Source organism: Corynebacterium frankenforstense DSM 45800 (genome assembly GCF_001941485.1).
Lineage (GTDB): Bacteria > Actinomycetota > Actinomycetes > Mycobacteriales > Mycobacteriaceae > Corynebacterium > Corynebacterium frankenforstense.
In genome coordinates this window covers 713,800-726,974 of record NZ_CP009247.1, presented here as the reverse complement: position 1 = coordinate 726,974, position 13,175 = coordinate 713,800, and the positions used below count along the sequence as shown (strand labels likewise).

Genomic DNA, 13,175 nt, shown 5'->3' with positions numbered 1-13,175 from the left:
CCGTGAAAACGACGCCACAAAGAGACACACGTGCGCCACTTCTCACGCGAAAGCCCCCGCACGGACCCCGCCGGGCTCCCGGCTCCCGGCACCCGGCACCCGCACGCACACGGAGCGCGGCACGCACACGAAGCGCCCCACGGTGACCGCGGGCGCGGTCGCCGTGGGGCGCGACGTCGGCAAGCGGGCTAGTTGCCCTCGGCCTGGCGGTAGGCCTCCACCGCCTTGTCCAGCTCGTCGAGAGCCTTGCCGTACTCCTCGTGGGAGCCGCCCCGGGCCTTCTCCAGGCCGTTGAGGGCGTCGTTGATGCGCTGGATGGCGTCGCCCTCGGCACCCGAGCCGCCGGCCGGCGCGGACGGGCCGGTCGTCTCCTCGGTGTCCTTGTCGGCCTCGCCGGACTTCTGGTCCTCGGCGTCGCCGCCGGCCTCGCCGTCGCCGTCACCCTCGATCTCGGTGATGTCCTGGGCGGCCTTCGGGTTGATGCCGACCTGCTGCAGCGCCTCGGAGATCGTCGGCGCGTAGCCGACCTGGCCCTTGTAGGAGACCAGCACGCGCAGCAGCTTCGGGAACGCGGACTCCTGGCCCTTGCGCTGCGAGTAGACCGGCTCGACGTAGAGGATCTCGCCGCCGCCGACCGGCAGGGTCAGCAGGTTGCCGTTGTGCAGGTCCGTGGTGTTCTGCCACAGCGTGCGGTCACGGGCGATCTCGTCGGAGGACATCATCGTGTCCTGCGCCTGCTTCGGGCCCTGCGTCTGCGTGTTCGTCGGCAGCACGCGCACGGTGATCTCGCCGTAGTTGTCGGGGTCCGAGGTCACCGTCATGTGCGCGGAGAGGAACTCACGGTTCAGGCCGCGGAACGGGGTGATCAGCTGGAAGGACGCCTCGCCGTTCTCGTCGCGCGGGTCGCGCGCGGTGACGTAGTACGGCGGCTGGGCCAGGCTCTGGTTCTCCTCGGCGGCCGTCGGGTCGCCGGGCACGGACCAGAACGCGTCGTTGGTGAAGAACACCGTCGGGTCGTCGACGTGGTAGCGGGTGAGCAGCTCACGCTGGACCTTGAAGAGGTCCTCCGGGTAGCGCAGGTGCTCGCGCAGCTCGTCGGAGATCTCGCTCTTCGGCTTGACGGTGTCCGGGAAGATGCCCTCCCAGGCCTTGAGCACCGGGTCCTCGGAGTCGAACTCGTAGAGCTCCACGGTGCCGTCGTAGGCGTCGACGGTGGCCTTGACCGAGTTACGGATGTAGCCGACCTCGTCGTAGACCAGGCGCTGGCTGGTGCCGTCCGGGTTCAGCGCGTCCTCGGTCGCACCCTGCAGCGAGGTCTGCGTCGAGTACGGCAGCGAGTCCAGCGTGGTGTAGCCGTCCACGATCCACTTCACGCGCCCGTCGACGACGGCCGGGTAGGTCTTGGAGTCCGTGGTCAGCCAGGGGGCGACCTTCTCCACGCGGGTGCGCGGGTCGCGGTCGAAGATGATCTTGGAGTCCCCGCCGACGCGGTCGGACAGGATCAGGTTCATCTCCTGGTACTTGCCGGCGAAGGCCAGGCGGTTGATCCAGTTGCCGATGCCCACGCCGCCCGAGCCGGTGTAGGTGTAGCTCGAGTTGTCCGTGTCGTACTCGACGGGCTCCTCGGTGTCGGCGCCGACGATCGCGTAGTCCGCGCCGTCGTTGGCCGAGGCGATGACCGGGCCGAAGTAGATGCGCGGCTGGTCGACCTTGATGCCGAGCTCCTCGGTGGCCTCCTTCTCGCGGGCGACCTCGTTGCTCTGCAGGTCCGAGACCGTGTAGACGGGGTAGCCGCCGCGGGTGGAGCCGACGTCGCGGGCGACCTCGTCGACCTGGTTGCCCGGCGCGGCGATGAAGCCGTTGCCGTGGGTGTAGACGGTGTGGCGGTTGATCCAGTCCTGCTGGTTCTCGCGCAGCGCGTTCGGGTCGAGCTCACGGGCGGCGACCACGAAGTCGCGGGTCTCGCCGTCGACCTCGTAGCGGTCCACCGCCAGGGTGTCCGGGAAGCCGTAGAAGTTGCGCAGCTGCTGTTGCTGGGTGAACGTCGGCGAGAGGATCTCCGGGTCCAGCAGGCGGATGTTGGAGATGGTCTCCTCGTCGTTGGCGACCTTCTCGTTGCTCGCGCCGTCCGCGCCCCAGTTGTCCAGGTAGGTGACCTTGTCGTCGGTCAGCCCGTAGGCCTCGCGCGTCGCCTCGATGTTGCGGGCGATGAACTCGGCCTCCTTCTGCTGGCGGTTCGGGTTGACCGAGAAGCGCTCCAGCATCAGCGGCCAGGCGGCGCCGACAACGAGCGCGGAGACGACCATGAGCACGGTGGCCAGGGCCGGCACGCGCAGGTCCTTGAGCACCACGGCGGAGAAGAAGGCGAAGGCGACGACCAGGCCGATGACCATCAGGATGATCTTGGCCGGCAGCTGGGCGTGCACGTCGGTGTAGCTGGCGCCGGTGAAGGTCTGGTTCTCGTTGATCAGCAGGCCGAAGCGGTCGAGCCAGTACTGGAAGACCTTGACCAGCATCCACAGCCCGGCGGTGACCATCAGCTGGATGCGCGCCGGCCGGCTGACGGTGCCGCGCACGCCGGTGGCCTGGTTGCCCACGCGGATGCCGCCGAGCAGGTAGTAGCCCACCAGCGCGATGAGGAAGGCGACGATGAGGATCGTCGACAGCGACGAGGCGACGAGCTCCAGGAACGGCAGCTGGAAGGCGTAGAAGCCGAGGTCCTTGCCGAACTGCGCGTCCGCGGAGCCGAAGTCCTGCCGGTTGAGGAACATCATCACGGTCCGCCAGGTCGACTGGCCGAAGACGCCGGCGAACAGCCCGACGATGACCGGCACGCCGATCAGCAGCAGGCGCACGGAGCGCTCGATGACCATGCGGTACTGGTGCACCGGCGAGTTCAGGTCGGTGTCACCGAGTTCCCGGGGCCGGTTGCGCCAGGTCAAGAAGCCCGCGGCGAAGGCGATCGCCCCGGCGAGCAGCGCGAACACCACGAAGAGGATGATGCGCACGACCACGACCTTGGTGAACACGCCCCTGAAGTCCACCTCCCCGAACCAGAGCCAGTCGGTGTAGACCCCGATGAGCACCGGGGCCAGGATCACCAGCACGGCGATCACCGCGATGGTGGTGCTGATCGCCTTGTTCGGGCGCCGCATCGGGGCGGCGGGGGTCCTTAATCCGTTCGCCAAGACGTCTCCTCAAGTGTTGCGTTGGCGGTAACAAGCGGTACTTCCCGCCCGCAGACGGGTGTACGTTCCACCATACGAATTTAACGGGACTCCAAGCCAAATGCACCGTCCCGTTCAGCTCGCTTTCCGACGCCGTGCGCCACTGCCCCGACCGCCGGCGTGTGCGGCGTGTGGTGCGTGGTGCGTCGCTTTCCGACGCCGCGCCGCCCGCCGTCGCCGGCGTGTGCGGCGCGGCGCGTGGCGCCCGCGCCCCGGTGCCGGCCGCGCCCGGGGCACAATATGGGGCAGAGACACGGGGAGCGAGAACCGAGAGGAAGGCACAGAAGAAGTGAACGATCCCGCACAGAGCCACCAGGCGCTCAACCGCGCGATGCTCGAGGCCGTCGACTTCGTCCACGCGGAGGGCTGGGACGCGCAGCCGACGCTGTTCGGGCTGGTGCCCTCCCGGCTGCTGGCGGACCAGGTCGCCGACGTCGAGGAGGACCCGCTGACCCTGGTCGTCCAGGAGGGCCTGCCCGAGGGCATCACGCCCGGCTCCGGTGAGCTGCTCGACTACCTCGGCCGCATCGCCTGGCCCGGCGAGGTCGCCGGCGCGGTGCTCGCCCAGGAGATCGTCTTCCGCGACTCCTCGGCCGGCGCGGAGTCCGAGACCTACCGCGCGCGCCTCTTCTCCGGGGTGCTGCGCTCGGGCGCGGAGCTGACCCTGCTGCAGCGCCGCCCCACCGAGGCCGAGCTCGAGGAGCGCGGCCCCTTCGCCGAGGACGAGATCGACCTGCGCGGCGGGCCCGGCGTGGCCCCCGGGGTCATCGCGCTGCTGCGCCAGGGCCTCGAGCAGGACCCGACCTTCGGCGAGGGCTAGCACCGGGAGAGCCCTCAGGACCCCCGTGTGCCCGCCTGCGGTTACGATGGACGGGCGTAAAACCCCCGGCCGAAGAAAGGTGTCCCGCCGTGACCGCTAACGCCCGCCTCCGCCTCGTCCGCCGAGGCCTGCCTCTGGCGGCCGCGGCCGCGCTGACGCTCACGCTCACCGCGTGCGGCACCGACGACGCCGAGCCGGAACCGGCCACGGAGACCAGCGCGACGTCGGAAAGCGTGCCCGAGGAGACCACGGACACCTCCGAGTCGAGCAGCGCGAGCACCACCGCCAGCGAGGAGGAGCGCGAGCTGGCCAAGACCCGTGAGCGGTTCTCCGGCCTGGTGCCCGACGAGCTGTTCGACCAGTTCGACTCTTGCACGCCCAACGGGCTGGAGGACTCCGTGGAGTGCTCGGGCAGCGAGGTCGGCCAGTTCCAGTTCTTCGCCTCGGAGTCGAAGGCCGCCTCGACGACCCAGGTGCTCACCGAGCTGCGCAGCTCGCGCGTGGTCGAGGACAAGAAGGACCGCGTCGTCGGCTGGTCCACGCTGGGCAACACCGCGATCCTGACCGTGGTGGACAACGAGCGCGGCCTCGTGGTCCAGCAGATGGCCTCGACCGACCAGATCGACCCCGAGGACCGCATCTACGAGCTCGGCCTGGCCGAGCCGCCGGAGGACTGGACCGCCCCGGAGCACCCCGACCGCTCCGGTGACCGCGAGCCGAGCGAGCGCGACCGCGGCGACGACCGCGGGTCCGAGACCGGCGCGGCGTCGAGCAGCGAGCCGAGCGAGTCGGCCACCGCCGCGCGCAGGTAGGCCCCGCGGCGTCAGTCGCAGGTGGTGACCTCGCGGCCGGCGGCGAAGTCGTCCATCGCGTCGATCGCGTCGTCCAGGTCGGCGACCTTGGCCACCGTCATGTCGCCGGTGTCCTGGCCGGCCAGCGCGGAGCAGTTGCCCGCGGGCGCGAGGAAGAGCTCGGCGCCCAGGTCGCGGGCGGCACGCACCTTGTGCTCGATGCCGCCGATCTCGCCGACGGAGCCGTCCTCGTCGATGGTGCCGGTGCCGGCCACGAAGTGCCCGCCGGTCAGCGCGCCCGGGGTCAGCTTGTCGATGACGGCCAGCGAGAAGATCATGCCCGCGCTCGGGCCGCCGATGTCCTGCAGGTTGTAGTCGACCTGGATGCCGTCGGCCGAGGCCGCGCCCATCAGCACGCCCAGCAGCGGGCGCTCGGGGTCCTCGGGGCTCTCGCCGAGGGTGATCGTCTCCTCGCGCTCCTCCCCGCCGCGCGAGAGCGTCAGGGTGACCTCGTCGCCGGGTTCGTGCTCCAGCACCGCGTCGCGCACCGCGCCGGGGCGCTCCACCTTCTTCCCGTCGACGGCGAGCAGCCGGTCGCCCTCCTCGACCACGCCGGAGGCCGAGGTGTCGTCGAGCACGCCGGCGACCTCCACGACCAGGGGGCGGTCCAGATGCGTCAGCGCGGCGGTGGTGGCCGCGGCCTCGGAGGAGGAGAAGGCCACCTGGTTGGAGCGGTCGATCTCCTCGCGCGTCATGTCCGAGGGGAAGACCTGCTCGGCGGGCACCAGCGTGTCGTCGCTGAACAGCCAGCGGCCCAGCGCCTGGGCGAGGGTGAGCTGCGAGCGCACCGCGACGGTGGTCATGTTGAGCTGGCCGCCGGTGTCCTCCTCCTCGACGCCCTCGAGGGCGATGACCTCCTCGCCGTCGACCTCGCCGAGGGTGTCGAAGCTGGGCCCGGGGCCCTCCGCGACGTAGGGCACGGTCAGCGAGTAGTCGGTGCCCGGGACATGGTCCAGCGAGACCAGGGCGGCCAGTGCCACGACGGGCACGGCGCCCCAGACGACGGTTCGAAGGCGGCGATTCACCCCCACCACGCTACAGGGGCGTGTTCGCTGACAGCGTTGCCGGGACCGTGGTCGCCGTCCCGGCCTGCCGGTAGTTTGGAGGCATGACTTCAGGCGGATTCGGTTTTACCTTCGGCAACAACGACGATGACGACGACAACGACCGCGACAAGCGCGGCGACCAGAACCCCTTCGGCGCCTTCTTCCCCGGCGCCGGGGCGGGCGGCGCCGGTGCGGGCGGTTTAGGCGACATCCTCAACCAGTTCGGGCAGATGCTCTCCGGGATGGGCTCGTCGATGAACTCGCCGGAGGGCGCCGGCCCCGTCAACTACGAGATGGCCATGCGCATCGCCCGCCAGGAGCTGACCGGCAAGTCCGGCGGCGTGCGCGAGCAGGACACCACGGCCGTCGAGGAGTCCGTGCGGCTGGCCGAGCTGTGGCTTGACGACGCCACGACGCTCCCGGCCTCCGGTTCCCGCCCCGTGGCGTGGACGCCCGAGAACTGGCTCGAGGGCACCCTGCCGATGTGGAAGCGCATGGTCACCCCGGTCGCCGAGCACATGAACGAGGCCCAGCTGGAGTCCCTGCCCGAGGAGGCCCGCCAGATGATCGGGCCGATGGCGCAGATGATGCAGCAGATGTCCGGGATGAACTTCGGCATGCAGCTCGGCCACGCCCTCGGCGAGCTCGCCGGCCAGGCGCTGACCGGCTCGGACCTCGGCCTGCCCGTCGCACCGGAGGGCACCACCGCGCTGCTGCCGGGCAACATCCACGCCATCGCCGCCGACCTGGACGTGCCCGCCCAGGAGGTGCTCGTCTACATCGCCGCGCGCGAGGCCGCCCGCCAGCGCCTCTTCCGCCACGTGCCCTGGCTGGTCGAGCGGCTGGTCTCCTCCGTCGAGGAGTACGCCGCCGGCCTGGTCATCGACACCTCCCACATCGAGGAGGCCGCCCGCGGGCTGAACCTGGAGTCCGGCGACCCGCAGGCCATCCAGGAGGCCATGCAGCAGCTGCAGAACATGGACCTCTCCCCGCGCATCAGCTCGCGCAACGCCGCGGCGGTCTCGCGGCTGGAGACGCTGCTGGCCCTGGTCGAGGGCTGGGTCGAGCAGGTGGTCACCAACGCCATGGGCGAGCGCATCCCCTCGACGGCCGCGATGAACGAGGCGTGGCGCCGCCGCCGGGCCACCGGTGGCTCGGCGGAGAAGGCCTTCGCCAAGGTCGTCGGCATCGAGTTCGGCGCGCCGAAGGTCTCCGAGGCCATGGAGCTGTGGCGCCGCGCGGAGGTCGCCGTGGGCGTCGAGCGCCGCGACGCCGTGTGGAACCACCCCGACTTCCTGCCGACGGCCGAGGACCTGGACAACTCCGCGGAGTTCATCGACGGCCTGCTCGACGACAGCGGCGCCGAGGGCTTCGACCCGATCAGCGAGATCGAGGAGCTCGAGCGCCGGCTGGCAGAGGAGGAGGAGAAGAACCGCGGCGAGGCCGACGCCGACGGGAACACCTCCGACGGTGACGGCGCCGACGAGGACGACTCGAACGGCAAGAGCGACAACGGCGACGGTGCGGACGGCGCGGATGGCAAGGGCGACAAGCCCGCCGAGTAGTCCGCCGGACAGCCCGCCGGAGAATCCTCCCGGCGGTCCGCCGAAGTGAGAGCGGCACCGCGACGACGCGGTGCCGCTTTCGTGTGTCCCGGGCCCTACTCCCCCGCGCCGGCCGCGGTACCCGGGCCGAAGCGCTGGTAGGCCTCGAGGAAACCGCGGGCCCGCTCCAGGTGCGGCGCCCGGTCGGCCCACTCGTGGAACTGCGCGGTGTGCCCGCCGGGCACGAAGGTGTGCGCCAGCTCGTGAACGAGCACCGCGTCGAGCACGTAGTCCGGCACCTGCCGCAGCCGGTCGCTGATGCGCACCGCCCCCGTCGCCTGGGTGCACGAGCCCCAGCGCGTGTTCTGGTTGCTCACCCACCGCACCGAGCTGTACCGGGCGCGGCCCTCCAGGTGTGCCTCGTTGAGCCGGTCCGCACGGGCGGCCAACGCGGCGTCGGAAAGCGGCGCCGAACCGGAACGCCGCCGCAACTTCGCCACGATGCCCTCGACGGCCTCGGCCTCCTCGGCCGGCGTCATGGCCGCGGGCACGCGCACCTCGACCACGCCGTCGCGCCACCGCGCCTGCACGGTGCGGCGGCGCCGCGCCGAACGGATCACGCGCACCTCGGGCTGACTCGACATGACAGCCCACGATACCTGTGCTGCAATGGCGCCTGAAGACACGTCCTTCGGGGGAAGGGGGATCCGTGACGCCCGCCGTGCTGCGCCTCGCGCCCACCGCGCACGCCTTCGTGCGCGACCGCCGCCGCGTGCAGTTCGGCCTCGACGCGCGCTCGGCCGGGATCGCCGAGGTGCCCCGCCCGGCCGCCGCGGTCACCGCCGTGCTCGCCCTCCACGAGCCGCACTCCCCCGCCGAGGCCGTCGAGCGGCTCGCCGCGGCCGGGTTGGCCGAGCCCGCGGCCGCCGCCCTCGTCGACGACATGCTCGCCCGCGGCCTGCTCGTCGCCGTGCCACGCCGCCGGCCGACGGTGGTGGTGCTCGGCCGCGGCAACCTCGCCGAGGCGACAGCGGGGCTCCTCGCCGCCGCCGGGGCGCAGGTGCGTCGGCCCCTGCGCGGTGAGTCAGACACCGCCTACTTGGCCGCGGCACCCGCCGCCCCCGAGGTGCCCGTGCTCGCCGTCGACCGGCTCGCCCACGCCCGTGCGCTCGCCCCGGCGCTGATCCGCGAGGCGCCGACCTTCCTGCCGGTCGCGCTCGTCGACGACTGCGGCTGGGTCGGCCCCGCCCACATCGACGGCGAGGGCCCGTGCCCGTTGTGCGTCGACCTGCACCGCGCCGGGCGGGACCCGCGCTGGGCGCAGGTGGTGGCCCAGTTTCCGACGGGCCCGCCCCACCCCGATGCGGTACTGGCCGCCGCCACCGCGGCGCACGCCGCGCGCGTGGCGCTGTCGTTGGCTGACGCCGTGGCGCCCGGCGCCGCCGGCACGGGTGCTCACCCGCACGGTGCGGCAGGCGCCGACGCGCACGCACACGGTGCGGCAGGCGCGGGCGTCGGCAAGCGGGAGGGCACGCACGTCGCGGGGACCGCACCCGGTGAGTTCGCACGCGTGCGTCCCGGGCTCGCACCGGAGACGGCCGTGTGGCCGCGGCACCGGCGCTGCCCGGTGTGCTGGGCGGTCAGTTCCGGTCGTATCCGGCGATCACGCTCAGCAGGTCTTCCCCGAAGCGCTGCACCTTGACCGGGCCCACACCGGAGATGTCCAGCAGCTCGGTGACGGTGCGCGGCATCGCCTCGGCGATGGCGATCAGGGTGGCGTCGGTGAAGATGATGTAGGCCGGCACGTCGTGCTCGCGGGCCTGGGCGGAGCGCCACTCGCGCAGGCCCTCGAAGACGGCGTCGTCCATGTCGGAGGGGCACTCCTCGTGGCGGCCGAGCACCTTCTCGGTGCTCGTGTGCAGCGGGCGGCCGCAAACCCGGCAGCGGTGCGGTCGCGAGCCCTTGCGGGAGCGTCCCGCCGGAGCGGAGTCGGCGGTCTCCGGCAGCACCCCGTCGAGGAAGCGGGTGCGCTTGCGCGAGGCGCGCCCGCCTTCCTGGCGGGCCTGCGCCCAGGACAGGTGCAGGTGCTCGCGCGCACGCGTGATGCCGACGTAGAACAGGCGGCGCTCCTCCTCGATCTGGTGGTCGCCGGCCTTGATCGCGTGGCTGATCGGCAGGGTCTTCTCCACCAGGCCGACCAGGAAGACCGCGTCCCACTCCAGGCCCTTGGCCGCGTGCAGGCTGGCCAGGGTCACCCCCTCCACCGTCGGGGGCTGGCGGGACTCGGCACGCCGGCGCAGCTCGGCGAGCAGGCCGGGGAACTTCAGCTCCGGGTCGGTGGCGGCCAGCTGGTCGGCCAGGTCCGCGAGTGCCCCCAGCAGCTGCCAGCGCTCGCGGGCCTGCGCGCCGGCGGGCTCGGTGGGCGTCAGGCCCAGCGGGGCGAGCACGTGGCGCACCGCCTGGCCCAGCGGCACGGCGTCGAGCTGGGCGGCGGCGTCCGAGTTGGCCGCGCGCACCAGGGCCGTGACCGCCTGGCGGATCTCCGGGCGCTGGAAGAAACCCTCCCCGCCGCGGACCTGGTAGACGATGCCGGCGTCGGAGAGCGCCTGCTCGAACTCGGCGGACTGGGCGTTGACGCGGTAGAGCACCGCGATCTCGGAGGCGGGCACCCCGCGGTCGAGCAGCGTCAGGATCTGGCCGGCGACCTCGCGGGCCTCGGTGGGCTCGTCGGGGTACTCGTGGAACTCCGGCTCGGGGCCGGGCTCGCGCATGCCGCGCAGCTCCAGGCGGGTGCCGGCCATCCGGCCGTGGGCCCGGGAGATGACCGTGTTGGCCAGGTCCACCACCTGCGGGGTGGAGCGGTAGTCGCGCTGCAGCTTGACCACCGTGGCCTCGGGGTAGTCCCGGGAGAAGTTCAGCAGGTAGTCGGGGCTGGCGCCGGTGAACGAGTAGATCGTCTGGTTCGCGTCGCCGACCACGGTCAGGTCGTCGCGGTCGCCGAGCCAGGCCTTGAGCACCCGCTGCTGCAGCGGGGTGACGTCCTGGTACTCGTCGACGACGAAGCTGCGGTACTGCTCGCGGAACTCCTCGGCCACCGCCGCGGAGTTCTCCAGGGCGGCGGCGGTGTGGAGCAGCAGGTCCTCGAAGTCGAGCAGCATGCCGTCGGGGCGGTTCTTCATCTCCTCGTAGCGGCGGTAGACCTCGGCGACCTTCTTCGCCGGCGCCGGCGGGGTGCGGTCGGAGCCCTCGATCTCCTCGGCGTAGGCGTCCGGGGTCAGCAGGCAGGACTTAGCCCACTCGATCTCGCCGAGCAGGTCGCGCACCGTCTCGGTGGTCGTCTGCAGGCCGACCGCGCGGGCGGCGCGGCCCATCAGCGGGAACTTGTTGTCGATCAGCTTCCAGGGCAGCTCGCCGGCGACCTGGGGCCAGAAGTAGCGCAACTGGCGCAGCGCAGCGGCGTGGAAGGTGCGCGCCTGCACCCCGCCGACGCCCATGGTGGCCAGGCGGTCGCGCATCTCGCCGGCGGCGCGCTGGGTGAAGGTCACGGCCAGCACGCGGGTGGGGCTGACGAAGCCGGAGTCGATGAGGTGGGCGATGCGGTAGGTGATCGTGCGGGTCTTGCCGGTGCCGGCGCCGGCGAGGATGCACACGGGCCCGCGCGGGGCGGTCGCGGCGACGCGCTGGTCCTCGTCCAGGGCGGAGAGGTCGATCGTCATGCCAGCTCCCCGGCGGCGAAGGCGTCGAGCATGCGCAGCGCGATGGAGCCGGGGGCGGGCAGGGTCAGCTCGCCCAGCTGTGCGCGGGTGGCCCACCGGACGTCGAAGACCTCGCCGTCGCCGGCGGCCACGGCCTCGCGGTCGTCGGTGTGGGCGACCATGCCGACCATCAGGGAGCCGGAGACGGGCCAGGGCTGCGAGCCCCAGTAGCGCACGTCGCGCACGCGCCGGCCGGTCTCCTCGTGGACCTCGCGGGCGAAGGCGGCCTCGAGGGTCTCGCCGGCCTCGACGTAGCCGGCGATCAGCGAGTGGTAGCCGGGCCGGAGCCGGTTCTGGGCGACGAGCACCGCCGGCTCCCCGTCCGCGCCGGTGTGGATGACCGCGCCGATGACGGCGGGGCTGATGCGCGGGAAGACCTCGTGGCCGCCGGCCCCGGTGCCCACGCGGCCCTCGGGGTCGGCGTAGGTCAGCTCGGAGCCGTCGAGCGGGTCGAAGCGGACGCGCTCGCGGTTGCGCAGCAGAGCCAGGGCGCGGCCGACGACGGGGTCGGCGGCGAAGGAGCGCGCGGTGCCGGCGCTCACGCCGGGGCGGGTCATCTCCGCGGCGACCGCGTCGGCGTCGGCGCGGAAGGCGACGACCTCGCCGGGGCGCACGCCGGCGGCGAGCCAGCCGGCGCGGTGGTGGTCGACGACCTCGGGGGCGGTGAAGTAGACGGGTCTGCCGGCGGCCACCGGGAAGCGGCCGTCGGGGTCGACGGGCAGGTAGACGATCACTGGGCGGCGGTGTCCTCTCCGGTCACGCGGCGCACGTAGAGCAGGCGGTCGCCGGGCTCCACGCTGTCCGCCTCGGGCGAGTCGATGCGGTAGAGCTCCCCGGAGCGCACCACACCGAGCACGATGTCGGCGAGGTTGCGGGGGCTCGCGCCCACCTCGTCCTCGGCGACGGGGCGCTCGGCCACCGAGAAGCCCTCGTCGGGGCTGAGCAGGTCCTCCATCATCTCCACGACCGAGGGGGTCACGGTGGCCAGGCCGAGCATGCGCCCGGCGGTCTCAGAGGAGATGACCACCGAGTCGGCGCCGGACTGCTCGAGCAGGTGCTGGTTCTCGCTCTCGCGCACGCTGGCGACGATCATCGCCGAGGGCGCCATCTCGCGCACGGACAGGGTGACCAGCACGGCCGTGTCGTCGAGGTTCGGGGCGACGACGACGGCGCGCGCCCGGGTGACGCCGGCGATCTTGAGCACGTCGGACTTGGTGGCCGAGCCGTGGACGGTGACCAGGCCGCGGTGCTCGGCGCGGGCCAGCGCCTGGCGGTCGGTGTCGATGACCACGATCTGCGAGGCGGGCAGGCCGTCGGCGAGCAGCGCGGCCACGGCGGAGCGGCCCTTGGTGCCGTAGCCGATGACGATGGTGTGGTTGCGCACGCGGTTCCTCCAGCGTTGGATCTTCAGCGACCGCCGCGACTCCTCCGTGAGCACCGACAGGGTGGTGCCGACCAGGAGGATCAGGAAGGCGATCCGCATGGGGGTGATGAAGACGATGTTGACCAGGCGGGCGGACTCGGTCACCGGGGTGATGTCGCCGTAGCCGGTGGTCGACAGGGAGACGGCCGAGTAGTACAGCGCGTCGATGAAGGTCAGGTCCTCGGAGTAGCCGTCCGAGTCCAGCCAGACGACCAGTGCGACCAGGCAGATCAGGATGAGCGCGTAGAGCATGCGCCGGGTGATCAGCGCCCACGGGCTGGGGTTCTTGCGCTCCGCGTCGGGCACGGTGATGACACCCAGAAGGGAGTGCACGGGCAGCTCGGAGAGCTCCCCGTCCGAGCGCAGCCGCTCGCGCAACCTCTTGGCCACGTTGCTCCTTGCCGCTCGGCGCCGCGCGCCGCCCCGGGGTCGTCTCCGGGGCGGCGCGCGGGCCTCGCATGGTCCGGTCCTGTTGGTCTGTCCCCCACACCCTAGTCCGCGCCCGTGAC

The 13,175-nt window shown here is 72.3% G+C and carries 10 protein-coding genes; 4 read left to right on the top strand and 6 right to left on the bottom strand.

Annotation, left to right across the window (positions count from 1 at the left end; translation table 11 throughout):
- Positions 1-188: 188 nt before the first annotated feature.
- On the bottom strand, positions 189-3,155 hold the full coding sequence (locus CFRA_RS03110; RefSeq protein WP_083666798.1) for a UPF0182 family protein: 2,967 nt from the start codon (positions 3,153-3,155) through the stop codon (positions 189-191).
- Positions 3,156-3,558: 403 nt separating this feature from the next.
- Between CFRA_RS03110 and CFRA_RS03105 the strand changes: the two genes are divergently transcribed.
- On the top strand, positions 3,559-4,047 hold the full coding sequence (locus CFRA_RS03105) for a PPA1309 family protein (protein ID WP_169842207.1): 489 nt from the start codon (positions 3,559-3,561) through the stop codon (positions 4,045-4,047).
- A gap of 89 nt (positions 4,048-4,136) precedes the next feature.
- Positions 4,137-4,859 carry a hypothetical protein gene (locus CFRA_RS03100; protein WP_075663417.1) on the top strand — a complete coding sequence of 241 codons (723 nt, stop codon included), beginning with the start codon at positions 4,137-4,139 and terminating at the stop codon, positions 4,857-4,859.
- A gap of 11 nt (positions 4,860-4,870) precedes the next feature.
- Here the strand turns inward: CFRA_RS03100 and CFRA_RS03095 are convergent, their stop codons facing one another.
- On the bottom strand, positions 4,871-5,887 hold the full coding sequence (locus CFRA_RS03095) for a YlbL family protein (protein WP_245797652.1): 1,017 nt from the start codon (positions 5,885-5,887) through the stop codon (positions 4,871-4,873).
- 119 nt (positions 5,888-6,006) lie between these two features.
- On the opposite strand from CFRA_RS03095, the gene CFRA_RS03090 reads away from it, so the two are divergent.
- Positions 6,007-7,509 carry a zinc-dependent metalloprotease gene (locus CFRA_RS03090; RefSeq protein WP_075663415.1) on the top strand — a complete coding sequence of 501 codons (1,503 nt, stop codon included), beginning with the start codon at positions 6,007-6,009 and terminating at the stop codon, positions 7,507-7,509.
- A 95-nt stretch (positions 7,510-7,604) separates the two neighbouring features.
- On the opposite strand, the gene CFRA_RS03085 is transcribed toward CFRA_RS03090, so the two are convergent.
- Positions 7,605-8,132 (bottom strand): M48 metallopeptidase family protein, encoded by a 528-nt coding sequence (locus CFRA_RS03085; RefSeq protein ID WP_075663414.1) that lies wholly within the window; start codon positions 8,130-8,132, stop codon positions 7,605-7,607.
- A gap of 65 nt (positions 8,133-8,197) precedes the next feature.
- Here CFRA_RS03085 and CFRA_RS11565 point away from each other — a divergent pair, with 65 nt between their 5' ends.
- Positions 8,198-9,190, top strand: a complete 993-nt coding sequence (locus CFRA_RS11565; protein WP_075663413.1) for a hypothetical protein — start codon at positions 8,198-8,200, stop codon at positions 9,188-9,190.
- On the opposite strand, the gene CFRA_RS03075 is transcribed toward CFRA_RS11565, so the two are convergent.
- Genes CFRA_RS03075 through CFRA_RS03065 form a run of 3 tightly spaced genes read right to left on the bottom strand, consistent with a single transcriptional unit; the run spans position 9,129 to position 13,056 of the window.
- Positions 9,129-11,204 carry an ATP-dependent DNA helicase UvrD2 gene (locus tag CFRA_RS03075; RefSeq protein WP_075663412.1) on the bottom strand — a complete coding sequence of 692 codons (2,076 nt, stop codon included), beginning with the start codon at positions 11,202-11,204 and terminating at the stop codon, positions 9,129-9,131. The genes CFRA_RS11565 and CFRA_RS03075 overlap by 62 nt on opposite strands.
- Positions 11,201-11,977 carry an NAD(+) diphosphatase gene (locus CFRA_RS03070; RefSeq protein WP_245797650.1) on the bottom strand — a complete coding sequence of 259 codons (777 nt, stop codon included), beginning with the start codon at positions 11,975-11,977 and terminating at the stop codon, positions 11,201-11,203. The genes CFRA_RS03075 and CFRA_RS03070 overlap by 4 nt, the downstream gene beginning before the upstream one ends.
- Positions 11,974-13,056, bottom strand: coding sequence for a potassium channel family protein (locus CFRA_RS03065; RefSeq protein ID WP_083666796.1), 1,083 nt, complete (start codon positions 13,054-13,056; stop codon positions 11,974-11,976). Before CFRA_RS03065 ends, CFRA_RS03070 begins: the two co-directional genes overlap by 4 nt.
- Between the last annotated feature and the right edge of the window lie 119 nt (positions 13,057-13,175).